Source organism: Microbulbifer yueqingensis (assembly GCF_900100355.1).
GTDB classification, from domain to species: domain Bacteria; phylum Pseudomonadota; class Gammaproteobacteria; order Pseudomonadales; family Cellvibrionaceae; genus Microbulbifer; species Microbulbifer yueqingensis.
In genome coordinates this window covers 530,068-553,354 of the sequence record NZ_FNFH01000002.1, presented here as the reverse complement: position 1 = coordinate 553,354, position 23,287 = coordinate 530,068, and the positions used below count along the sequence as shown (strand labels likewise).

Genomic DNA, 23,287 nt, shown 5'->3' with positions numbered 1-23,287 from the left:
CCTGGCCCCGCGACCCGGCGGGATGCGCCGGTGGCGCCCCCCGGCGCCGCCTGTGTTAAACTGCGGCCCGTTTTTCTACAGGGCCTATTTCCCCATGCACTGTCCTTTCTGCAGCGCTGAAGAAACCAAGGTTGTCGATTCCCGCCTGGTGGCCGAGGGCGACCAGGTGCGCCGGCGCCGCGAGTGCCTCGACTGCCACGAGCGCTTTACCACGTTCGAGACCGCAGAGTTATTGCTGCCCCGTGTGATCAAGCAGAATGGCCAGCGCGAGCCCTTCAACGAGGACAAGCTGCGTGCCGGCATCCAGCGGGCGGTGGAAAAGCGCCCGGTCAGCACCGAGCGGGTTGAGTCCGCGGTGGCGCAGATCAAGCACGCCCTGCAGGCAACTGGCGAGCGCGAGCTGCCGGCCATGCGCATAGGCGAGCTGGTGATGGAACAGCTGCGCGAGCTGGACCAGGTGGCCTACGTGCGCTTTGCCTCCGTTTACCGCCGTTTCGAGGACGTCAGTGACTTCAGCCAGGAGATCGAGCGGCTGACGAAACCCGCGGAGCCCAAATGACACACAACACCGAGTCCCTGATGCACCGGGCGGTGCAGCTGGCCGGTCGCGGCCTCTATACCACCATGCCCAACCCGCGTGTCGGCTGTGTGATCGCCGATAACTCTGGTGCCATCGTGGGGGAGGGCTGGCACCGGCGTGCGGGGTTGCCCCACGCCGAGATAGAAGCGTTGCGCGATGCCGGCGAGCGCGCCCGCGGCGCCACCGCCTACGTCACCCTGGAGCCATGCAGCCACACCGGCAAGACCGGCCCCTGCGCCGAGGCACTGGTGGCGGCGGGCGTGTCACGCGTGGTCTACGGTATGGAAGACCCGAATCCCGCCGTCAGCGGACAGGGCCTGCAGATACTGCGCGACGCCGGTATCGAGGTCGAGGGGCCGGTGCTCGAGGAGGCCTGCCGCGCCCTCAATCCGGGCTTTATCAAGCGGATGACACTGGGGCTGCCGCTGGTGCGGAGCAAGTCGGCCATGAGCCTGGACGGCCGTACCGGCATGGCCAGCGGGGAGTCGAAGTGGGTCACCGGACCCGCGGCGCGGGCGGACGTGCAACGCCTGCGGGCACGCAGCTGCGCAATTGTCACCGGGGTGGACACCGTGCGCTTCGACAACCCCAACCTGAACGTTCGTGCCGATGAGATGGCGCTGGAAATGCTGGCCGCCGAGCAGGCGGCGGAAGTGCAGCCCCTGCGCGTGATCGTCGACAGCCGCCTGCGCACCCCGGCCAGGGCCTTTATATTGCGGGGCGACGCCCCCACACTGGTGTGCACGACCGCGCAGGCCGACCCCGCCCGGCGGGAGCGACTGGAGAAGGCCGGGGCCGAAGTGCTGGTGCTGCCGGCGGGCGGCGACGGCCGCGTGGACCTGCTGGCACTGCTGCAGGAGCTGGCGCGGCGCGAGTGCAACGAAGTGTTGGTTGAAAGCGGTGCCACCCTCTCGGGGGAGTTCCTGTACCGCGGCCACGTTGATGAACTGATCGTTTACATGGCGCCGAAGCTGCTGGGCAGCACCGCCCGGCCCCTGTTCGAGCTGCCCATCGAGCGCATGGGCTCCGTGCTGCCGATTACCATTACCGACATGCGTGCGGTTGGCCACGACTGGCGCATTACCGCAACTACAGATATAGAGCGCTGATGTTTACCGGAATCATCGAGGCGGTGGGCGAGATCACCGAGCTGAAACCCCAGGGCGGCGACCTGCGTGTGCGCGTGAGGAGCGGCAAGCTCGACCTGTCCGACGTGCAGCTCGGCGACAGTATCGCCACCAATGGCGTCTGCCTGACAGTGGTGGACCTGCCGGGCGACGGCTACTGGGCGGATGTCTCTGCCGAGACCCTGGATGTCACGACGGTGAATGGCTGGAAAACCGGTGACCGGGTCAACCTGGAGAAGGCCCTGACACCGCAGACCCGCCTCGGCGGGCATATCGTCAGCGGCCACGTGGATGGGATCGGCGAGGTGGTCTGGCGCCGGAGTGAGGCGCGCGCCGAGCGCTTCCGCCTGCGGGCCCCGGACCAGCTGGCAAAGTACATTGCCCACAAGGGCTCGATTACGGTGGATGGCACCAGCCTCACCGTCAACGCTGTGGACGGCGCTGAATTCGAGCTGACCATCGTGCCGCACACGCTGCAGGAAACGATCATGGGGGGCTACCAGGCGGGCACGCGGGTCAACCTGGAGGTGGACCTGATCGCGCGCTACCTTGAGCGACTGCTGCTGGGCGACCAGGCGGCGAAGCCGGGCGACGGTGGCCTGACCGTCGAATTCCTGGCCCGGCACGGTTTTTACAGGACCTAGAAATATACCGGCGCGCCGGCTTTAGACCACGAATCACGACTCAGAGAGATTTATGGAACTCAATACGGTTGAAGAACTGATCGACGATATCCGCCAGGGCAAGATGGTGATCCTGATGGATGACGAGGACCGGGAAAACGAGGGTGACCTGGTGATGGCGGCGGAGCAGGTACGCGCCGAGGACATCAACTTCATGGCCACCCACGCCCGCGGCCTGATCTGCCTGCCGATGTCCCGCGAGCGCTGCGAGCAACTGGACCTGCCGCTGATGTCCCAGGACAACGGCGCCCAGTTCAGCACCAACTTCACCGTTTCCATCGAGGCGGCCGAGGGCGTGACCACCGGCATCTCCGCCGCTGACCGCGCGCGCACCGTCCGCGCCGCCGTGGCGCGCAACGCCAAGCCGCGCGACATCGTGCAGCCCGGGCATATCTTCCCGATTATGGCCCAGCCCGGCGGGGTGCTGAGCCGCGCCGGCCACACCGAGGCCAGCTGTGACCTGGCGCGCCTGGCGGGCTTCGAGTCCGCCGCGGTGATCGTGGAGATCATGAACGAGGACGGCACCATGGCGCGCCGGCCCGACCTGGAGACCTTTGCCAAAACCCACAACCTGAAGATCGGCACCATCGCCGACCTGATCAACTACCGGGCCCTGAACGAGACCACCGTCGAGTGCACCAATGAGCGCCAGGTGCAGACCGAGTACGGCAACTTCAGGCTGCGCACCTACCTGGACAAGGCGCGTCGCGAACGCCACTTTGCCTTTATCAAGGGCGAGCCCACACCGGAGGAGCCGACGCTGGTGCGCGTTCACGTGGGCAATACCCTGCGGGACGTGCTCACTATCCGCCGCGGTGACGAGAAGTACACTCCCTGGACTTTCCGCCGCGCCATGCAGCGGGTGGAAAAAGAGGGCAAGGGTGTAGTGGTATTGATCTGTCACAACGAGACCACCGATGAGATCGAGGAGAGCATCGACTGGCTGATCAGTGGCAAGCAGCAGCGCCCGAGCCAGGACCTGGTGTACAAGCAGGTGGGTACCGGCTCGCAGATCCTGCGCGAACTCAATGTGCGCAAGATGCGGCTGATGAGCGCACCTTTCCGCTTCAGCGCCATCTCCGGTTTCGACCTGGAAGTGGAAGAGTACCTGAATGCCGACGAGGACTGACTGGCCGGCACACCGAGACAGAACAACGAATTGGGACAATTTAGGATGAGCGAGATCAAGGTTATCGAAGGGGATTTTATCGGCTGCCACGGCAAGTACGCGCTGCTGGTGAGCCGCTGGAACAGCTTTGTGGTGGAGAGCCTCAAAGAGGGTGCCCTCGACACCCTGCGCCGCAAGGGCATCAAGGAAGAGGACATCACCATCTACTACGCCCCGGGCGCCTTCGAGTTCCCGCTGGCGGCGAAGAAACTGGCGGCCAGTGGTCGTTACGATGCGATTATCGCCCTGGGGGCGGTGATCCGCGGTGGCACCCCGCACTTTGAGTATGTGGCCGGCGAGTGCACCAAGGGCCTGGCGCAGGTATCCCTGGACAGCGGCGTGCCGGTGACCTTCGGCGTGCTCACCGTGGATTCCATCGAACAGGCCATCGAGCGTTCCGGTACCAAGGCCGGCAACAAGGGCTGCGAGGCGGCTGAGACTGCGCTTGAGATGGTCTCGCTGTTGGGCAAGGTTTAACCCGGGGTCCGTTGGGGCACCTTGTAGGAGCGGCCGTTGGCCGCGATTCGTGCGCCCAGAATGAATATGTTATCGCGGCCAGCGGCCGCTCCTACGGATTTGAATCGGAATTGATAATGACCGTTACCGCTTCCGCGCGCCGCAAGGCGCGCCATTACGCCATGCAGGCGCTGTACCAGTGGCAGATGGCCGGTGCCAGCCTGAATGCCATCGAGGCCGAGTTTCATGCCGACAATGACATGAGCAAGACCGACGTGGACTACTTTCGCGAGCTGTTCCACGGCGTGGCGAAGAACCTTGATGACGTGGAGGCCGCCTTCGCGCCCCACCTAGATCGCAAGATCGACGACCTGGACCCGGTGTCCCGCGCGCTGCTGCGCATGTCGACTTACGAGCTGCAGAATCGCATTGACGTACCCTACAAGGTGGTAATCAACGAGGCGGTGGCGCTGGCGAAGAAGTTCGGCCCCACCGATGCTTTCAAGTACATCAACGGTATCCTCGACAAGACTGCGGCGGACCTGCGCAAGGCAGAAGTCCAGGCGGACAGGCGCGGCTGAGCTGGCACGTGAAGCAGGCTGCCCCGGGCGAATTCGAGATTATCCGTGACTACTTCGCCGACGCGCCGCGGGGTGAGGGGGTCGTGCTCGGTATCGGCGATGACTGCGCGCTGCTCGAGCCGCCTGTCGGGCGGCAGCTGGCCACTACCGTAGACACCCTGGTGGCGGGGCGCCACTTCCCGGCGGACGCGGACCCGGCACTGGTGGCCGGGCGCGCGCTGCGGGTCAACCTGAGCGACCTGGCGGCAATGAATGCGCGGCCGCTGTGGTTTACCCTGGCGCTCACGCTGCCCGAGAGCGACCGGGAGTGGCTGCAGGGCTTCGCTGACGGGCTGCTGCAGACTGCACGGGAATACGGCATATCCCTGGTCGGCGGCGATACGACGAAAGGCCCGTTGACCATTACCATCCAGGTAACGGGCAGCGTTGCGACGCCCCTGCGGCGCGACGGCGCCGGTCCCGGTGATGCCGTATTTGTGAGCGGCCCGCTGGGTGCGGCCGCTGCCGCGCTGCCGGTAATTCTCGGCGAGCGCCCGGCGGCGCCGGCGCTGGAGGCACAGGCGGTGAATGCTTACTATCACCCCGAGCCACAGCTGGCACTGGCAGAAGCCATCGCCGGCCTCGCCAGCGCCGCGCTGGATATTTCCGATGGCCTGCTGGCGGACCTGGGACATATCTGCGCCAGGAGCGGTGTCGATGCGGAACTGGATATGGCGAAGATACCGGTGGCCTCACTGGCGCGGGAGCTGGCCGGCCCGGAAGCCCTGGAGCTGGCCGCCACCGGCGGTGACGATTACCAGTTGTGCTTCACCGTGCCGGAGGGCAAGGTGGAGGAAGCAATCGATCACTGCAGGCAGCGGGGCCTCACACCGGTGCGTATCGGTACCCTGGTGGAACGGGGAACCGGTCCCGCGGCTGGGGGTCGGGTACGCTGCCATCTGGAGGGCGAAGAGTGGCGGGCCAGGCGGCCCGGATACACGCATTTTTGAATTATGACTGACACATCCATCCCCCAGCCCACTGCGGGCCAGTTGTTGCGCAGCCCCACCATGCTGCTGGCCTTCGGCTTTGGCTCGGGTCTCGCCCCGAAGGCGCCGGGTACTTTCGGTACCCTGATGGCGCTGCCTTTCTGGTGGTTCCTGCAGTTCCTGCCGCCGGCGCAGTACCTGGCGGTGGTGGTGGTCACCGCGCTGGTCGGCTGTTACCTCTGTGGCGCGGCATCCCGTGCCCTGGGAGTGCACGACCATGGCGGCATTGTCTGGGATGAGATGGTGGGCTACTGGCTGACCATGTTCATGGCGCCGGCCGGGTGGGGCTGGGCCCTCTACGGGCTGGTGCTGTTCAGGCTGTTTGATATCGCCAAGCCGCAGCCGATCGGCTGGGTTGACCGGCGTGTCCACGGTGGTGTGGGAATTATGCTGGACGATATACTGGCAGCCGGATACGCGGCGCTCATCCTGCAGCTGACCGCCGCATGGATTGGCTAGGCCGCCGGGCTGCTGAAGGGGAGTGCACCATGATGATTCACCGCCTGCTGTTCTGTTGCCTGGTGTTGGTCCCGGCACCGCTGTGGGCCCAGCAGGTGCAGCTGAAGGCCCTGTTCGGCAGCAGCGCCATGCTGGAAGTGGATGGCAGGCAGCGCCTGCTGAAAAGCGGGCAGACGTCACCCGAGGGGGTGCGCCTGCTGGAGGCAAACAGCAAGTTTGCACGGGTGAAGGTGGGCGAGCGGGTGCAGAAGCTCACCCTCGATGCGCCGGTGGCGGCGCGTTATGCCCGGGCCGAACAGACGGAAGTGCGCCTGGTGGCGGACAGCCGGGGCCACTTTAGTACTGACGCCTGGGTCAACGGCCGCCGGGTGCCGGTACTGGTAGATACCGGGGCGACCAGCATTGCCTTCAATTATCCCACGGCAAAGGGGCTGGGGCTGGACCTGGACGGCGCCGAGCCAATCAGCGTGGCCACCGCCAACGGCGTCACCCGCGCCTACCGGGTGACACTGGCCAGCGTCACCGTGGGTGGCATCAAGCTGCACAATATCGAGGCGACGGTCCACGCCAATGAATTTCCCCATATCACCCTGCTGGGCAACAGCTTCCTGAGCCGGGTGGACATGGAGCAGCAGCGCGGCATGCTGATCCTGCGTGCGCGCAACTGATGACGAGGTAAGAACTTGACCATTCGCTTTGTGGAATCCTCCAAGCTACCCACGCCCTGGGGCATGTTCGAGATGCACGGGTTCGAGGAGACGGACACCGGCAAGGAACACCTGGTGCTCACGATGGGCGACCTGGATACCGACGAGCCGGTGCTGGCCCGCATTCATTCCGAATGCCTGACCGGCGACGCACTCTTCTCGCTGCGCTGTGACTGCGGTGCCCAGCTGCAGCATGCCCTGCACCGGATTGCGGTAGAGGGGCGCGGCGCGGTGTTTTACCTGCGCCAGGAGGGCCGCGGTATAGGCCTGTTGAACAAGATTCGCGCCTACAAGCTGCAGGACTGCGGCGCCGACACGGTGGAGGCCAACGAGCAGCTCGGCTTTGGCGCCGACATGCGCGACTACTCAATCCTGAAAGCGATGCTCGACCACCTGCATATCGGTTCCATCCGCCTGATGACCAATAACCCGCGCAAGGTAAAGGCGCTGGAGGACCTGGGCGTGAAAGTGGTGGAGCGCCTGCCCCACCAGACCGGCCGCAATCCCCACAATATCAAGTACCTCTCCACCAAGCGTGGCAAACTGGGTCACCTGCTCAATGACGAAGAGGAGGGAGGCGCGGAGCCCTGAGCCGCGCCCGCCGCTTCCGGATAATTTGACCGGAAGGTATCAACCAGCCATAGGAGCGCACTCGGCCCGGCCCGCATACCGGACGCCAGTCTTCTCCGATGGCGTGCGTGCCTGTCCGTGCCAGCGATAGATTTCAAACTCCATATCGGCGATCGCTCCCGGGACCCCGTGAATACGGCTGTCACTAAAACTTTATAAAAGCGTCACGGGAAGGAAACGGCGCTGCGGGATTCTTGTTCGCGAGTAGGACGGGCAGCAAGCGCAGTATTGTCTATACTCAATGCATCTGGTTGTCGCGGGTCGAGAAAGGTGATGCACCCGCAGCAATCGGTAAGGAAAGCCGGCATTTGCCGGCTTTTTTCTTTTAGGCGCCCGCCCTCCCAATAGATCTTCACGTGGAATTCCAGTGTTGGCGGCGTTTTCTCTCCAAGCTCGGATGCCTGCCATTCCCACCTTTAGCCCGATCCGGCTTCGGCAAGTTTGTGAGCGACCACTGGACTTCGATCCGTGGGATTGAGCAGCGGCATAAACCTGACAGTCACCAGTGACCATGCGCTAGGGGTTTTCTGCAGAACAGCAGACATTATTGTAAGTAAGTGCTCGCTGCGGTTCGTGTAACTCCCTTTAATCGAAAATAAATAGTTCAGAAAGTCAGAATTCTGCTTTTTGCGAACTGGTCGGAAGAAATTTTCTTTTTCACGCCGTTGAGGTCTGCCTCTCTTTTGGTAGGATTGCGCGCCAATTAATTAAGCCCTCCTGCCGAGAAAATAATATGCGTCTTCCGTTGAGTCTCGTGGCTCTGTTTTTCTGTGTGTCCTGCAGTTCCCAGAAAGGGCCGCCGGCTCACAATGCTTTCGACCCCTTCATTTACCAGGTTGACACGAGTGGCCTGCTCAGTGGGGCGGCATTTGCTTTGGATGCAGGGAAAGATCTCGTTGCAGCTGAGCGAGATCCCATGGCGATCAGTCCGGAAATCAGGCGCTATATCGACCAGCTACCTGGGCAAGCATCCCCGGAAGAAAAGTGGTCGCTGCTTGTCCAGCAATTCCGCGATGGCCTCTTTGAGGTCGAATTCGATACTTTTGCGACGCTGCCGGTTGCGGAGACTTTTTTGCGCCGGAAAGGCAACTGCCTGAGCGTAACCATGCTGCTGGCGGCGATGGCCCGTGAGATCGGCGTAAAAGCATCCTTCAATCAGGTCGAGGTGCCCCCCAAACAGATTCGGGAGCGGGAAGTTGCGGTGAATTTTCGCCACATAAACCTGCTTGTGGAATTGCCGGAGGGTCGCCAGGTAATTGACTTTGGCGTGGTTGACTTTGATATCGCTTTTGCCAGCGCAACGGTTCCCGACCGCGTGGCGCTGTCCCAATACTATAACAACAATGCTGTTGCCGACCTTGTCAGTGGCGAATGGGCTCGGGCGTTCCTGCGCTTGCGTAAGGCGGTGGAGCTTGCGCCGGGGAATAGTGATTTTTGGGTTAACCTCGGCGTTCTCTACGAAAGGGTCGGGGAGTATGACCTAGCCACTGATGCCTTTATCCAGGCATTGCAGCTCAACCGGTTGAACCTGGTGGCTGCCCGTAACCTGGAGCGAGTTGCAAACGACGCAGGCCATGGGGGATTGATCGGCGGCCTCGTAACGTCTGTCGAGCGGCTACGCAACGACGACCCCGGCCTGGTGTATTTTGAGGCGCGTGACGCATATGAGGAGGGCAAGTACGCTGAAGCGAAAAGGTTGCTGAAGCGGGTCGTCAACAAGGCGGCAGACGATCACCGTTTGCATTTCTTGATGGGAATTACGAGTTACAGGCTTCAGGACTTCGGCGAGTCCACACGACACTTGCGCGAAGCATTTGCGCTGGTTCGGGATCGCCAGATAAAAAAAGGCTACCGGCGCCAGTTGTTCGAACTGAAGCAGTCGGCAAATCTCTAACGCACAAGAGGCGATCCAGTGGATCGCCTCTTGTGTAACCTGATCACTAATGCGGTCGCACGCCCCTCAGTTTGGGGTTGCTTCCCCGCTGTCCCAGGCCGGTGAAGTGGATGCAGCGGCCTGTGTACTCCGGGTCTCCAGCCAGGCGTTCATGCGGCTCTCCAGCACGTTCAGCGGCACGGCACCCGCGCCCAGCAGCTGGTCGTGGAAAGCGCGAATATCGAAGCCGTCACCCAGCTCCTCTTCGGCGGCGGCCCGCAGTGCCATGATTTTCAGCTGCCCGAGTTTGTAGGCCAGGGCCTGTCCCGGCCATACCAGGTAGCGGTCAATCTCCACGGTGACGTCGTGGCGGGGCTTGGCACTGTTGGCCATGAAGTACTCGATCGCCTCTTCACGGCTCCAGCCCAGCTGGTGCATGCCGGTGTCCACCACCAGGCGCACGGCGCGCCACATGTCATAGGTCAGGGCGCCGAAGCGGCTGTAGGGATCCTGGTACATGCCCAGGTCGTGGCCCAGGCTCTCGGAGTAGAGGCCCCAGCCCTCCACGAAAGCGGTATAGCCGCCGACGCGGCGCAGCGGGTGCACACCCTCAAGCTCCTGGGCCAGGGCGATCTGCAGGTGATGGCCGGGCATGGCCTCGTGCACCGTCAGTGCTTCCATTTCCCATTTGGGGCGGCTGTCCAGGGCGTAGGTGTTGGCGAAGAAGACACCCGCGCGGCCCGCCTCGATGGAGCCGGGCATGTAGTAGGCTGTGGTGGCGGACTTCTCCAGGTATGTGGGAATGCGTTTAACGCCGTAGGGCAGCCGCGGCAACTTGCCGAACAGCTTCGGCAGTTCGCCGTCGATGCGCTTGGCGATATCGCGGTAATCGCGCATCAGCGCATCGCGGCTGTCGTGGAAAAAGCGCGGGTCGGTGCGCAGGAATTCGGTGAATTCCGCGAAGTCGCCATCGAACCCGGTCTCGGCGATGATCTGCTCCATTTCCCCGCGGATGCGCTTCACCTCGCGCAGGCCGATGCGGTGGATTTCCTCCGGGCTCAGGCTGGTGGTGGTGTTCTCCCGCACTTTGTGCGCATACCAGCGCAGGCCGTCCGGCCGGCTGGTGAAGGCGGTCTCGGTAACTGCTCCGGGTATATATTCGCGCTCGACGAACTCAGCCATCACCCGCAAGGCTGGCACCAGCTCGCTGCGGTAGATGGCGTGGGCGCGCTTCTTCAGGCGCTGCTGCTGGCTTGCGGACATATTGCCCGTCATCTCGGTGAACGCCTTGAGCAGCGGGCTCTCGTCGGGGTTTTCCGGAACCAGCGCGCGAATCTGCGCCGGCAGGTCGCGCAGGGTGATCTGGGGTGGGGTAATGCCCTGTTCCAGGCCGCGCGCCATCAGCTCGCGGGTCTGTTGCACGAGCAGCGGCAATTTTTCCAGGCGGGCGAGGATATTCTCGTAGTCGGCTCCCGTGCGCTTGCTCATGGCGTTCAGGGTGCTCGGCACCTCGCCCGGCAGGCCGCTCATGTGGGTGACGGGCATCAGGTGGTCGGGGAACTGGAAACCCTTCACTTCTGTGAGCAGGTCCTGGTAGAGCAGCTGGTAGTCCAGTTGCAGCTCTTCCGGCAGCCCGGTTTCGTCCAGCTGACGACTGGCTGCCAGCAGGCGGCGGGTCTGCTCGCGGCGGCGCTTGATGCCCTCGAGTGATTGGTCGGTCCACCGGTCGTCGACGCCCGGGTAACCCCGGTAGGTGGCGCTGGACGGGTAACTCTCCATAAGCCAGCGATAGCGCAGGTCCTGCAGACCCTTGAGCTGGGCGACAGCGCCCTCCGAGGGCAGTTCGGCGAAGGCTTCGTTGAATGCGCGCTCCTCCATGGCCGCTGCGCCCGTTGCGGCGCAGAAGCTGATGGCAGCGAGGAGGGATTTGTGGAAAAGGGACATGGGTACCTCGTTCGGAACTGGCGGTCTGTGCTGATTATTCTTGTGCTGGCAGGAGTCAGAAGGCGGCAGCCTGGCCCCTGGGGTTCTTCTGGTCGAGCTGTTCCAGCCGGCGGCGAATCTCCGCTTCCATGCCGGCCGCATCCAGGCCTACCGCGGCCAGCAGGTCGCCGTGCTTGCCGTGCTCGATGGTGCGGTCTGGCAGGCCCAGCTGCACCAGGGGCACCAGGGTGCCGCGGTTGTTCAGGTATTCGGCCACGGCGCTGCCGGCTCCGCCGGCCACGGTGTTTTCCTCGATGGTCACCAGCAGGTCGTGCTCGGCTGCCAGCTCGTCGATCAGCGACTCGTCCAGGGGCTTAACCCAGCGCATGTCGGCCACGGTGGCATCCACCTGCGCCGCGGCTTCCATTGCCGGCGTCAGCAGGGTACCAAAATTGAGGATGGCCACGCGGCGGCCGGCGCGGACGCGGCGACCGCGGCCGACCGGCAATGCGCGCATTTCTTCCTCGATCGCCGTGCCCGGACCGGTGCCGCGCGGATAGCGCACTGCGGCGGGCCCCTGGTGCCGGTAGGCGGTGTACAGCAGCTGCCGGCACTCGTTCTCGTCGCTGGGGGCGGCTATTACCATGTTGGGCAGGCAGCGCATGAATGTGAGGTCGAAGCTGCCGGCGTGGGTAGGGCCGTCTTCGCCCACCAGGCCGGCGCGGTCGATGGCGAAGGTGACATCCAGGTCCTGGATTGCCACGTCGTGCACCAGCTGGTCGTAGCCCCGTTGCAGGAAGGTAGAGTAGATGGCAACCACCGGCTTCTGCCCCTCGCAGGCCAGGCCCGCGGCCAGTGTCACCGCGTGCTGCTCGGCGATGGCCACGTCGTGGAAACGCTCGGGGAAGCGCTCGGCGAATTCCACCATACCGGAGCCCTCGCACATCGCCGGGGTGATGCCGATCAGTTTCTCGTCATGCTCCGCCATATCGCAAAGCCACTGGCCGAATACCTCCTGGTACTTGGGCGGCTTGGCCTCGCCTTTCCCTCCATTGGTGACCGCAACCTGCACCCGGGGCTCGGGCTCCAGCTTGTTGAGGGCGTGGTAGCCAACGGGGTCTTCCTCGGCCGGGCCGAAGCCCTTGCCCTTGGTGGTGACCACGTGCAGCAGCTGCGGGCCGCGCTGGCCGCGCAGGTTGCGCAGGGTGTGCACCAGGTCGTGCATATTGTGGCCGTCGACCGGGCCCACGTAATTGAAACCCAGCTCCTCAAACAGGGTGCCGGGGGTGATCATGCCCTTGACGTGCTCCTCGGTGCGCCGGGCGAGCTGCCAGGCCTTGGGAATCTTCGACAGTATCTTGCGGCTGCCCTCGCGCATGCTCAGGTAGGTCTTGCTGGCCAGGATGCGCGCGAAGTAGGTTGCCAGTCCGCCGACATTCTTCGAGATGGACATGCGGTTGTCGTTCAGTACCACCAGCATGTCCCGGCCGGTATGGGCGGCGTGGTTCAGGGCCTCGAAGGCCATGCCCGCGGTCATGGCGCCGTCGCCGATCACCGCTACCACCTTGCGCTCGTCCGGGGAGCCGAGCGCCATGCCCAGCGCGGCGCTGATGGAGGTGCTGGAGTGACCGACACCGAAGGTGTCGTAGGGGCTCTCGCTGCGCTTGGGGAAACCCGACAGGCCACCCTCCTGGCGCATGGTGAGCATCTGCTCGCGCCGACCGGTGAGGATCTTGTGCGGATAGGTCTGGTGCCCCACGTCCCACACCAGCCGGTCGTCGGGCGTGTTGTAGATGTAGTGCAGGGCAATGGTCAGTTCGACCACGCCCAGGCCGGCGCCGAAGTGGCCGCCGGTCTGGCCGACACAGTACAGCAGGTACTCGCGCAGCTGGCTGGCGAGCTCCGGCAGCTGGCGCTCGTCCAGCGCGCGCAGTTGCGCCGGCTCGTCTACGGCGTCAAGCAGCGGGGTATGGGGGCGGGTACGCGGGATTTCGTCGAACATCGAGTGTCCTGTAACTCGACCATGGGGCGCTGTCGCCGGGGGCAACCCGCCGCAAGCGGGCACTCAACCATGGTATCAATTGCAACCGATTCGAACAGGGGATTGTATGCCTGTGGGGGGCAGATTGCATCCCGAATGGCGGGGCGGCGCCCGCGCCCGGAGTCGACGGGCCGGTCAGTGACCTCGCTCGACAATATAGTCGGCCAGCTGTTGCAGCAGGCGACAGTCACCCTGCAGCGGATCCAGGTATTCGAGTGCCTCCCGGTGCAGGGCGGCCAGCTTGTCCCGTGCGCCTTCCAGTCCCAGCAGCGAGACATAGGTGGGCTTGTTGCGGGCCGCATCGGCTCCCTGGGTCTTGCCCAGGGTGGCGGTGTCGGCAGTCACGTCGAGTATGTCGTCCTGCACCTGGAAGGCGAGGCCGATGGCGCCGGCATAGCCGCTGACGGCATCCAGCTGCTGGGAAGTCGCGTCGGCTGCCAGGGCGCCCATACGCGCGCTGGCGCGAATCAGGGCGCCGGTCTTGAGGCGGTGCATGGTCTCCAGCCGGGAGAGGTCGGGCTGGCGGTTGACCGCCGCCAGGTCGATGGCCTGGCCGGCCACCATTCCCTCGGCGCCGGAGGCCCGGGCCAGTTCAGTGAGCAGGGACAGCTTCAGCCGTGGTTCCGCGTCGCTCTGCAGCAGCAGCTCGAACGCGCGCGTCTGCAGGGCGTCGCCGGCCAGTATCGCGGTGGCCTCGTCAAACTGGATATGGCAGGTGGGGCGCCCGCGGCGCAGGTCGTCGTCGTCCATGGCGGGCAGGTCGTCGTGCACCAGGGAGTAGGCGTGGATGCATTCCAGCGCTGCCGCGGCGTCATCGCATAGTGCCGGGCGGGTATCTCCAGTGGTGATTGCCGCAGCGCTGGCGTAGACGAGGGCTGGGCGCAGGCGCTTGCCCGGCCCGAGCGCGGCATAGCGCATGGCCTCCTGCAGGAGCTCCGCACCCGGGGCCGCGCCGGTGAGGGCTGCCTGCAGGCGCGCCTCGACGCGTGCGGCACACTGTTGCAGGAACGACTGCAGACTGGGGGTGGACCCAGCGGTAGTGGCCACTCAGGCGTCGTCCCCGCGATCGCCCACGGCGGGGCCGGCGGGATCGTCGATATCGAAGGGCTGTTCGCGCACCTCGCCACCTTCCTCCATCAGGACTTTCACCTTCTGCTCGGCGCTGGCGAGTTTCTGCTGGCATTCGCGGGTCAGCTTCACCCCGCGCTCGAAGTCAGCCAGAGCGTCCTCCAGCGGCAGGTCACCACCCTCGAGGCGTTCAACGAGCTGTTCCAGCTCTTCCAGTGCCTGTTCAAAAGTTGCCGGTTTCTCTTTCTCTGCCATAAGCCTGTGCCTCAGCCCGGGGTATATTGCGCCGCGGCAACCTTAGCCGCTGGCGCCCATATGGTCAATCTCGCCGCCAGCCGCTCAGTCGCCATCCGGTTCCGGGGCATCGCCGGGAAGGGGCGATACCAGCTCCTGTTCGCGCGACAGGAGGTAGTGGGCGAGGGCGCGCTTCTGCGGGCGACTGAAGCCGTAGTCGGGCATGGGTGGTGTGGGGGCGTCGAAATAGTCGGCCAGCGATCGCAGCGTGTATTTCTCGGAGAGTCCTTCCAGTACCACCTGTTCGGCGTGGCATTCCCCGCAATTGTGGCGCTGGTAGATTTCCTCGCCGCGCCGGGCAGCGTCGCTGTCGATCGCCACCGGCTTGTGCGGCGCTTTCAGCGGCGATGAGCGCCCGGTGACGGCCGCAGGTTGCGCCTGTTCACCCCGGCTCACCCGGTAGACTGCGCCGGCATAGTCATCCGAGACATAGATGTTGCCAGCGGCATCCTCGGCGATGGCCACAGGCCGGCCGTAAACCTCTTCACGCTCCGGCCCCAGGAATCCCCAGAGGAAGTCCCGCTGGCTGATCGCACCGCTGTCGTCCCAGTGCAGCGACACCACCTTGTAGCCGTCCTTCACCGAGCGGTTCCAGGAACCGTGCAGGGCCACCAGCGCCGCGTCCCGGTACGCGGGCAATTGCCCGGGGCTGCGCAGGAAGCGGATGCCGAGCGGGGCATTGTGGGCGGCGAACTTGTGCGCCGGCGGGCGGGAGCTGGCGATCCTGGCCTGGATCTCGGGACCGGCATCAGCCCCCAGGTCCGGGTCTGGTACCCGGTCGCCGTTGGCATAGGGCCAGCCATAGAAGACGCCTTGCTCCACCAGATTGAGTTCGTCGGGAGGGAAGTCGTCGCCCAGCCAGTCGCGACCGTTATCGGTGGCGTAGAGGCCGCCGTCTTTTGGCGACCAGTCGAAACCCACGCTGTTGCGCAGGCCGGTGGCGAAAACCTGCAGGTCGCTGCCGTCGGGCCGCAGCCGCATGATTGTGGCGCGCCGCTGGTTTTCCTCCTCGCACACGTTGCAGCTGGAGCCGCTGCTCAGGTAGAGCCAGCCGTCGGGTCCCATGCCGATGGTCTTGGTCCAGTGGTTGCCCCGGTCGGCGAGGCCGGTGACGATGCGCTGGTAGCTCCCCGCCAGGCGGCCGTCGGAGTGGTCGAAGGCCACCCGCCCGATGGCGTCGCTCTCGGCGATATACAGCCAGTCTTCATGCAGTACCAGCCCATGGGGGCGGGTCAGGCCATCGATCAGCACGCGGCGGTCGTCACTGCTGCCATCGCCGTCCCGGTCCGCCCTGACCAGGGTTACCTGGCCACTCTTCGGCTGCGACACTACCAGGTCGCCGCTGCGGGTCACCGCCAGCCAGCGCGCATTGGGCAGGTCGCTGGCAAAGAGCTCCACCCGGTAGCCTTCCGCCGCGCGCAACTGGCGGTCGACGGTTTCCGGGTCAGTGTCGGCGCCGCCGGTCAGTTGTTTCCACGGAATGTCCACGCCGGGGGTGAGGATCACCAGGGCAACGAGCCCGAGGCCCACAGCCGCGAGAAAAGTTAGCGCGTATTTCAACAAGTTGGTTATTCCTTTTCTTGATATTGTAATTTGTTGTAATAAAGTAATGTGCAAGCCAGTACGCAGTGGGTCGCTCCTTCGAACCCCTGCCTGTCCCCGGGCGCCCGGCCTCTCTCTTATCCTGTTCCAGGTGCGATATCTCTCACTCTTGTGAGATATCTCGCACAAGAATTTCAGCCGATTTCCCCTGTTAAAAATTCCCCCCCTGTCCATAATGTAATTGCAAGGACGCGAAAGGGACTGACCACAGCGGCAAGGGAACACGGAAAGGTGAGCCGCTCGCCCAGGGAATCGGGCACCATCCTGTGAGACGCACCGTCCGGGCCGGAAGCCTGGGCGGTGTTTTTACATGCGCGGCCGGAAATTTCCCGTAGCAATGACACCGTCAAAGCCGCAGGTCGTCTCAGGTAGGTCGTCTCAGGTAAAAGCCGCGCTGTGTCGCGCTTTTCCCCTCCTGCATGCACCGTCTGGAAATTGAAACAATATTCCGCTTTAATCTCAACGAACCGGCCATATTTTAATGCGGCCGGCGGAGGGTGAAGCATTCAGTAATTCAGCGCCAGAAACGTCCGCCACCCCTTTTGCCTGCATGCTTGCGGCGGGCGCTCTCCCCCTCGCTGCCAATTTTCTGCCAAAGCCCCGCCGGTTTTCCCGCGGGGCTTTTTGTTCTCTGCAACTTGAGGTTTCCGCCGCCAACAGGTGTTGCCCTGCGCTGGCTGCAAGCGGTTTATTGTCGGAATATAAACAGGGGGAGTGACAATGGAAGCGACGATGGAAGCGAGGATCCTGCGTCTCAACCTGGCGGGCCAGCCCCTGGAGTGGCTGAACTGGCAGGAGGCCGCCTGCCTGTATGTGCGCGAGCTGGTCACCTGGTCGCTGGGCGGCGTGGTGCAGCGGGTACACGGGGGCATCAACTGCCACGGCGAGCGCTCGAGCCTGGACCTGGCGGCGATTATCGCCTGTGGGGGGGAGCGTATGGCGCGCCCGCGCCGGCGTCCGCCGCTTACCAACCGCGCGCTGTTTTTCCGCGACCGCCATACCTGCCTCTACTGTGGCAGCGGGTTTCGCACTTCGGAACTCACCCGCGACCACGTGCACCCGGTCTCCCGCGGGGGAAGGGACGTGTGGGAGAACGTGGTCACTGCCTGTCGCCGCTGCAACCAGCACAAGGGCAACCGCCTGCTGCAGGACCTCGACATGGACCTGCTGGCGCTGCCGTTCTGTCCCAATGCCGCCGAGTACCTGGCGCTGATTAACAGCGAGCGGATTCGCGGCGACCAGATGGAATTCCTGCGTGGGCAGTTTTCCAGCGGCCGCAGGGAGGGCTGGCTGGTTTAACTCCAGCGGCCGCGCTCGGCGCCCCATTTCCCCGGTGCCCGCTTCGGCGGCGGGTCCCATGAACTGGATCCCGGCCTGCGCCGGGATGACGGCAAATGTTAGAGGATGGTTCCATCGGTGGGGACAGCCGAAATAAGTCTATCCCGGCAGGCCGCAGGCCTTATTTATCCGGCGCCGACTCATTCCCGCTGTCATCATACTGATGGGCCGGCATCTGATGCCGGGTGCGCAGGTGGCAGTGCGGCCCCAATGGCAGGGCTTTAGCTTTTCACCGCGGCCCGGATCCGGTTGCTGAGATAGGCGCCGAAGTCGTGTCCGGCGTTTTCCATCATTTTCGGGAACATGGAAATCGGCGTCATCCCCGGGAAGGTATTCACCTCGTTGAGGTATATCTCGCCGTCGTCGGTGAGGAAAAAATCGATGCGCGACAGGTCCTTCAGTTGCAGGCCGATAAAGGCCTTGCGCGACGCCTCGTGGATCCACCCCAGCTGTGCCTCGCTCAGTCCCTCTGCCTCCACGTGGGTCACGGCGCGGCTGCCCTCGTTGTACTTCTCCTCGTAGCTGTAGAAAGTATCCGAGGGCGCGCACACTTCGCCGGGCGGGGTGATTACCAGCATGCCGTCGTAGGTGTAGGCCGCCACCTCCAGTTCGCGCACGCGCAGGGATTTCTCCGCCAGCACATAGGGCGACAGCTCGAATGCCTGCTCCAGGGCGGCGGGGAGCTCCTCTGCGCTGGTGACCTTGTAGCAGCCCACCGAAGAGCCTTGGTTGGACGCCTTGATGAAGATCTCGCCCCACTCCTCCAGTGCCATGGAAGCCTTGGAGGTTTCCTCGGATTCGTTGCTGCACAGGAACTGGTACGGCGTGTTGTCGATGCCCAACGCGGAGAGCCACAGCTTTGTGCTGATTTTGTTGAAGCAGATTTTGCTGGCTTCCGGTCCGCAGCCGAAGTAGGGGATGCCGTAGAGTTCCAGCAGCGACTGCAGGTCGCCGGTCTCGCCCGGGTAGCCATGGATGGCCGGGACCACGTAATGGATTTCCCGCTCGTCGTCGCCACTGCGCAGGCGACGGTCCTGCCCCAGGTGCCAGGTGGTGCCCTCGCTGTCGCGCAGCCGGCCGCGGCCGTCCATTTCCACCCGCATCAGGTCGATATCGTCGCAGGGCTCCAGGTGGCGCTCGATAAAATCCGCCGTGCGCAGTGACACCTCGTGTTCACTGCCGCCGCCGCCGCAAATTAGCAGGGTATTGATCATGGTGTTATTCCCTGTATCTGGCTGTCGCCTCTGGTACTGCTACGTCTGTTTCGGGTCGCTTACGGTGCGCCCAGCACCCGGGCGCACTGTTCGGGCAGCGGCCGGGGTTCCTCTGCCGGTGCCGGCTCCTCCGGGGCCCGCAATATGGCGTAGGCCTCCTCACTGAACCACCAGTCCAGGTCGGGCCCGCAGGGATCACCGCGGGGCGGCCTTTGCGGCTTGCAGTTGGTCTCCCCGGGGGGGCACGCCAACCGCACGTGGAAATGGTAATTGTGGCCCCACCAGGGACGCACCTTGCGCAGCCACTCGTTGTCGGACCCGGCCAGGCTGCACATTTTGCGCTTGATGGTGGGGTGGACAAAGATGCGTTCCACCCGGTCGTCCTCCGCCGCTATCCGCAGGATAGACGGTATCCGCCGGTCCCAGTTTTCCCGGATCAGGCGATGCTGTCCGGCATCTGCCAAGGGGATGGCGGAAATGTTGTCCCGCTCCCAGGCGCTCAGGGGGCGCTCGGCGGCGCGCCAGTCCTGGGAATACCAGATATCCACATCCAGCCCCACCTGGTGGCTGCGGTGGCCATAGGAGAAGGGGCCGCCACGTGCCATGGACATGTCGCCGATCTGCAGGCGCCCCAGGTCGCGCGCGGCCACCCGGGCAGAGAAATCCTTCAGGAAGCGCACCGTCTCCGGGTGGCCGTAGTGGCGGTCGCGGCCGGTGCGCACCAGCTGGAAGCCCTCGCCGCGCAACGGCATCTGTTCGGCGCCGCTGAGGCAGCCGTTGGTATAGGTGCCGATACTGGCGGGGGGCTGGGAAGACGGGCGCGCCACCGCCTCCCAGGGATTGTCGCCGGCGGGGCCGCCGAGAACCTGCCCGGCGGCGCCTGCGAGCATCCCGCCGAGCAACAGGTGTGCGAGTTTTTTCGAGAACATAAGCGCCCTACTGCTGACTCCAGAGCACATTATAGGTACTCCGCTTAGCGCGTCTGTGAATTGTCCGCGGTCCCCTGAATTTCCCGGCAGGCGGCGAGCAGGGCGTCCATTTCGCTGTCGGTGCCGATGGAGATGCGCAGGTAGTCACTGAGGCGCGGCTTGTTGAAATAGCGCACCAGGATCTGCCGCTCCCTCAGCTGCAGGTACAGGGACTCGGCGCCGATCGCGCGCGGGCGCGCCAGCAGGAAATTGGCCATCGACGGCACCACCTCGAAGTCCAGCGCCTCGAGTTCCCGGGCCACCCGTTCGCGGGTGGCGATCACCCGCTCGCGGGTGTCGCGCAGCCACGCGGTATCCGCGATGGCGGCCGCCGCCATGCGCTGGGCGATGCTGTCGATGGGATAGGAGTTGAACGAGTTCTTGGTGCGCTGCAGTCCCTCGACCAGGTGCGGTTGCCCCAGCGCATAGCCCAGCCGCAGTCCCGCCAGGGCGTGGGACTTGGACAGGGTGCGGATTACCAGCAGGTTGGGGTAGCGGCCGATAAGCCCCGCGGCGCTCTCGCCGCCGAACTCGATATAGGCCTCGTCCACTGCCACCACCCGCTCCGGTTGCAGCTCGAGCAGCCGCTCGATCTGCTCCAGCGCCAGGTAGCGGCCGGTGGGCGCGTTCGGGTTGGGCAGGATCACGCCCGCCGCCGGGCCGGCGTAGTCTTCCACCGCAATGCTGAAATCCTCCCGCAGTGCCGGTGAGCGGTGCGGAATGCCATACAACTGGCAGTAGACCGGATAGAAGCTGTAGGTGATTTCCGGGTACAGCAGCGGCTCGTCCGCGCCCCGGCGGAAAAAACTGTAGAAGGTGTGGGCGAGCACCTCGTCCGAGCCATTGCCCACGAATACCTGTTCCGGTGCCAGTCCCTCCTGCGCGGCGATGGTGGCGCAGAGTTCGGTGGACTCGGGATCCGGGTAGCGGCGCAGGGCGTCTGCCAGCTGCGGGTCGGCCAGTGCCTCCATGGCCCGCGTGGACGGCGGGTAGGGGTTCTCGTTGGTGTTGAGCTTGATCAGCCGGTTGCCGCGCGGCTGCTCGCCCGGAACATAGGGTTCCAGTTCCGCCAGCGCCGGGCTCCAGAAAGGATTGTTCATGCCTGCTCCCCCGCATCGTGTTGCTGTACCCGCCCCTGCGGCTCGTCGTCTGCTGCCGCCGGTGTCGCGGTCTCGGTGGCGCCTTCGGCCTCGTCCTGCTTTATCTCGATATCGTACAGGTTGGAGGATTCACGCAGGAACTCCTCCATGGGCATGGGCTGGCGCAGCAGGAAATCCTCGTGCTTGAGGGTGGTGGAGATCTGCGGGACGTCGCTGAATTCCGCCATGGAGGCGATATCCTCTGCCAGTCCCAGGCCGAGGAAGGCCAGTGGCAGCAACAGGGAGATGGCCCAGCGCCAGCCACGGGAAATATTCAGTGCCAGGTAGCAGGCGCACCACAGCATGGCTGGCAGTATTACTGCCAGTACGGCGAAATTGATCAGCGGCATGGACTCGCCGATGGCGAAGTTGAAATCCAGCAGGCCCCGTAGCCACTCCCAGCTGGTGTAGGCCAGCGCACCGAGGGCGGCGATGGAGAGGTGGGCGAAGAAGCGCGTGTCGTGGCGCACCACGCGGCCGATAAACGCCCAGGCAGCGGCGTAGACCAGCAGGCCCACCAGGCTGCCGATGGCCAGGTTCACCACCTCGGTCCACTGCAGCTTGCCGGCGTAATTGAGGTAGGTGAAGAACAGGGTAAGTCCCGCCACGGCCACCAGCAGGCCGATGGCCCGGGACGGGTGTGACAGGCGCTCGAGTATGCCCTCCAGCGAGTGGAGGGGCACCGCCGGCGGCACCGCGGACTCGCTGTGGCACAGGCGCAGGTGCGTGCGACCCACCTGGATCTCGTCGCCGGACTCGATCGCGCGCCGCTGCACTTCCTCGCTCTTGATGGAGCTGTCGTACAGGTTGCGCACCAGCTGGGTGCCGTTCTCGCTGTCCAGGTCGCGCAGGTAATAACTGCCGTCTTCGTCGCAGACGATTTCCGCATGGCTGGGGTCCGCGTGCACATCTTCGATGATTACGTCGTTGCCATAGCCGCGCCCCAGGGTCAGGCGCCCGCCATCCATACGGTAGCGCGCCTGCACATGGCGGGCGCGATTCAGCTCTTCGATGATCAGTGCCATTGGATCTCGCTCGTGAACTTCTCGGTAAACGCCTCGGCGGATTCCTCGGTAAACCCGGACAGGGTGAAGTGGCTTACCAGCGCGCGGTTCTCGCGATCGACGCTCAGGCTGATATAGAAGACGTCATAGAGGTCGGGAAAATCCCTGTAGCGGCGCACACAGTAGCTGGTGCGCGCGATGACCGGCGGCTTGTTGTTCGCGGCCTTGGGGACACCGGGGCTCACCTTGCGTGGCTGCCGGGTGAAAGCCTGCTTGCAGCGGAAGTCGGTGACGTCCTCCTCGCCGGCGTCGTTGCCGGGAAAGAAGCTGCTCATCTGGCGCTCGTACTCGCTGTAGAAACGCGCCGGCAACAGGTCCTCGGCCTGGAACCAGAAAAACTCGTACTCCACCCGCCCGGTGTTGAAGTCGTCGGCGAGGAAGACCACATCCTGGCCGGTGCAGCCCTTGTCGATGCGCTTGACCGGGTTGTCCTCGTCCTCCTCGGTGTTGCCCCAGCACTGGATGGCGGGGAGGATCTCGCCGACCACCATGGCCTCACCCAGCGAGCGGGTGTTCCACTCGGCATTGAGGATGGCATCGATAATGCGTTTCTGGTTGGCCACCAGTTGCTGGTTGGTCACCGCCTGCAAGTCCACTTCCTTGCCCGCCTTGCGGTAGTGGGACACCAGGGTGGCCAGCTTGCCCACCGGCACCAGGAAGCTCACCTGGTTGCCGGCGGTGGCCACGTTGATGCCCACCACCTTGCCGCCGAGGTTGATGGCCGGCCCGCCGCTCATGCCGGGGTTGATGGAGCCGGCGAAGTGGATACGGTCGTAGAAGCTGCCGCTGGCAATACCGTTGTAGGTGCCGGGGATCAGGGTCATGCCCAGGTCCAGCGGGTTGCCCAGGGAGACGATGGTCTCGCCCCGCCTGGGGGTGTTATCCGCCAGCTGCAGAAAGTGCTTGCCCGGCTTGTCCAGTCGCAGCAGTGCCAGGTCGTTGATAACGTCGATATCCAGCAGCGTGAGTGTGCCCTTGTCGCCGTCCACCGAGACGTATTCCAGTATGTATTTCCCCGGGTCGCTGACCGCCTCAGCCACCACGTGGTAATTGGTGGCCAGCAGCCCGTCGGCGGAAATCTGGAAGGCTGAGCCGATGGCGGCCTTGGAGTTGGACGACTTCTCGATCAGGCGGATCTGGTACAGCGTGTCGCGGTAATCGCTGTAGAGTTGCTCGTAGCTTTGCGCCGCGGCGAAACCGGAAAAACAGCACAACAGCAGGATCAGGAGGCGCATGCAGGATGTCGGCATTATGTGTGATTAAATTCTGGGCAGAGGGCCGTGGATATTACGGGATATAAGATAGTGCAACAAGCGGCGCCCCGTTGCACCTGCCGCGAAACAC

Annotated in this window: 22 protein-coding genes; 12 read left to right on the top strand and 10 right to left on the bottom strand. The window is 64.4% G+C overall.

From position 1 onward, the window contains the following. Positions 1-94: 94 nt before the first annotated feature. From nrdR to BLT26_RS06170, 11 genes are all read left to right on the top strand, one after another. Positions 95-559, top strand: coding sequence for a transcriptional regulator NrdR (gene nrdR, locus BLT26_RS06220; RefSeq protein ID WP_091511077.1), 465 nt, complete (start codon positions 95-97; stop codon positions 557-559). After that, a complete protein-coding gene (gene ribD, locus BLT26_RS06215) occupies positions 556-1,689 on the top strand; it encodes a bifunctional diaminohydroxyphosphoribosylaminopyrimidine deaminase/5-amino-6-(5-phosphoribosylamino)uracil reductase RibD (protein ID WP_091510301.1) in 1,134 nt (377 codons plus the stop codon). The genes nrdR and ribD overlap by 4 nt, the downstream gene beginning before the upstream one ends. Beyond that, on the top strand, positions 1,689-2,351 hold the full coding sequence (locus tag BLT26_RS06210; RefSeq protein WP_091510300.1) for a riboflavin synthase: 663 nt from the start codon (positions 1,689-1,691) through the stop codon (positions 2,349-2,351). The genes ribD and BLT26_RS06210 overlap by 1 nt, the downstream gene beginning before the upstream one ends. 52 nt (positions 2,352-2,403) lie before the next feature. After that, positions 2,404-3,519, top strand: coding sequence for a bifunctional 3,4-dihydroxy-2-butanone-4-phosphate synthase/GTP cyclohydrolase II (gene ribBA / locus BLT26_RS06205; RefSeq protein ID WP_091510298.1), 1,116 nt, complete (start codon positions 2,404-2,406; stop codon positions 3,517-3,519). 45 nt (positions 3,520-3,564) lie between these two features. After that, complete coding sequence (gene ribH / locus BLT26_RS06200) at positions 3,565-4,035, top strand: 6,7-dimethyl-8-ribityllumazine synthase (protein WP_091510296.1); 471 nt, start codon at positions 3,565-3,567, stop codon at positions 4,033-4,035. Between the two features lie 116 nt (positions 4,036-4,151). Continuing rightward, positions 4,152-4,595 carry a transcription antitermination factor NusB gene (nusB, locus tag BLT26_RS06195; RefSeq protein ID WP_091511073.1) on the top strand — a complete coding sequence of 148 codons (444 nt, stop codon included), beginning with the start codon at positions 4,152-4,154 and terminating at the stop codon, positions 4,593-4,595. Between the two features lie 8 nt (positions 4,596-4,603). Then, on the top strand, positions 4,604-5,584 hold the full coding sequence (gene thiL, locus BLT26_RS06190; protein WP_091510294.1) for a thiamine-phosphate kinase: 981 nt from the start codon (positions 4,604-4,606) through the stop codon (positions 5,582-5,584). Between the two features lie 3 nt (positions 5,585-5,587). Then, positions 5,588-6,082, top strand: coding sequence for a phosphatidylglycerophosphatase A family protein (locus BLT26_RS06185; protein WP_091510292.1), 495 nt, complete (start codon positions 5,588-5,590; stop codon positions 6,080-6,082). Between the two features lie 29 nt (positions 6,083-6,111). Then, the gene (locus BLT26_RS06180; protein ID WP_091510290.1) at positions 6,112-6,750 is read left to right on the top strand and encodes a retropepsin-like aspartic protease family protein; all 639 of its coding nucleotides are present in this window, start codon (positions 6,112-6,114) and stop codon (positions 6,748-6,750) included. 15 nt (positions 6,751-6,765) lie between these two features. Continuing rightward, the gene (ribA, locus tag BLT26_RS06175) at positions 6,766-7,380 is read left to right on the top strand and encodes a GTP cyclohydrolase II (protein WP_091510287.1); all 615 of its coding nucleotides are present in this window, start codon (positions 6,766-6,768) and stop codon (positions 7,378-7,380) included. A gap of 955 nt (positions 7,381-8,335) precedes the next feature. Continuing rightward, a complete protein-coding gene (locus tag BLT26_RS06170; RefSeq protein ID WP_175453041.1) occupies positions 8,336-9,313 on the top strand; it encodes a tetratricopeptide repeat protein in 978 nt (325 codons plus the stop codon). A 66-nt stretch (positions 9,314-9,379) separates the two neighbouring features. Here BLT26_RS06170 and BLT26_RS06165 read toward each other — a convergent pair whose 3' ends face one another. The 5 genes from BLT26_RS06165 to BLT26_RS06145 all read right to left on the bottom strand — a co-directional run bounded on the left by BLT26_RS06165 (position 9,380) and on the right by BLT26_RS06145 (position 16,181). Beyond that, positions 9,380-11,236 carry a DUF885 domain-containing protein gene (locus BLT26_RS06165; RefSeq protein WP_091510280.1) on the bottom strand — a complete coding sequence of 619 codons (1,857 nt, stop codon included), beginning with the start codon at positions 11,234-11,236 and terminating at the stop codon, positions 9,380-9,382. A 55-nt stretch (positions 11,237-11,291) separates the two neighbouring features. Further along, a complete protein-coding gene (dxs, locus tag BLT26_RS06160; RefSeq protein WP_091510275.1) occupies positions 11,292-13,217 on the bottom strand; it encodes a 1-deoxy-D-xylulose-5-phosphate synthase in 1,926 nt (641 codons plus the stop codon). A 174-nt stretch (positions 13,218-13,391) separates the two neighbouring features. Continuing rightward, a complete protein-coding gene (locus tag BLT26_RS06155; protein ID WP_091510271.1) occupies positions 13,392-14,303 on the bottom strand; it encodes a polyprenyl synthetase family protein in 912 nt (303 codons plus the stop codon). Then, positions 14,304-14,579, bottom strand: coding sequence for an exodeoxyribonuclease VII small subunit (gene xseB, locus BLT26_RS06150; RefSeq protein ID WP_091510266.1), 276 nt, complete (start codon positions 14,577-14,579; stop codon positions 14,304-14,306). A gap of 84 nt (positions 14,580-14,663) precedes the next feature. Continuing rightward, entirely contained in the window at positions 14,664-16,181 is a 1,518-nt protein-coding gene (locus tag BLT26_RS06145; protein WP_245720612.1) for a PQQ-dependent sugar dehydrogenase, read from the bottom strand. Positions 16,182-16,952: 771 nt separating this feature from the next. Here BLT26_RS06145 and BLT26_RS06140 point away from each other — a divergent pair. Beyond that, a complete protein-coding gene (locus tag BLT26_RS06140) occupies positions 16,953-17,519 on the top strand; it encodes an HNH endonuclease (RefSeq protein WP_091510260.1) in 567 nt (188 codons plus the stop codon). Between the two features lie 260 nt (positions 17,520-17,779). On the opposite strand, the gene BLT26_RS06135 is transcribed toward BLT26_RS06140, so the two are convergent. The 5 genes from BLT26_RS06135 to BLT26_RS06115 are packed head-to-tail and all read right to left on the bottom strand — an operon-like array spanning position 17,780 to position 23,178. Further along, on the bottom strand, positions 17,780-18,772 hold the full coding sequence (locus tag BLT26_RS06135) for a D-alanine--D-alanine ligase (RefSeq protein ID WP_091510258.1): 993 nt from the start codon (positions 18,770-18,772) through the stop codon (positions 17,780-17,782). A 59-nt stretch (positions 18,773-18,831) separates the two neighbouring features. Beyond that, the gene (mepA, locus tag BLT26_RS06130; protein ID WP_091510256.1) at positions 18,832-19,701 is read right to left on the bottom strand and encodes a penicillin-insensitive murein endopeptidase; all 870 of its coding nucleotides are present in this window, start codon (positions 19,699-19,701) and stop codon (positions 18,832-18,834) included. Between the two features lie 44 nt (positions 19,702-19,745). Then, positions 19,746-20,840 carry a histidinol-phosphate transaminase gene (gene hisC, locus BLT26_RS06125; protein WP_091510255.1) on the bottom strand — a complete coding sequence of 365 codons (1,095 nt, stop codon included), beginning with the start codon at positions 20,838-20,840 and terminating at the stop codon, positions 19,746-19,748. Continuing rightward, positions 20,837-21,904, bottom strand: a complete 1,068-nt coding sequence (locus BLT26_RS06120; RefSeq protein WP_091510252.1) for an FHA domain-containing protein — start codon at positions 21,902-21,904, stop codon at positions 20,837-20,839. The genes hisC and BLT26_RS06120 overlap by 4 nt, the downstream gene beginning before the upstream one ends. Further along, positions 21,895-23,178, bottom strand: coding sequence for a S1C family serine protease (locus BLT26_RS06115; protein ID WP_245720611.1), 1,284 nt, complete (start codon positions 23,176-23,178; stop codon positions 21,895-21,897). The genes BLT26_RS06120 and BLT26_RS06115 overlap by 10 nt, the downstream gene beginning before the upstream one ends. Positions 23,179-23,287: the final 109 nt, after the last annotated feature.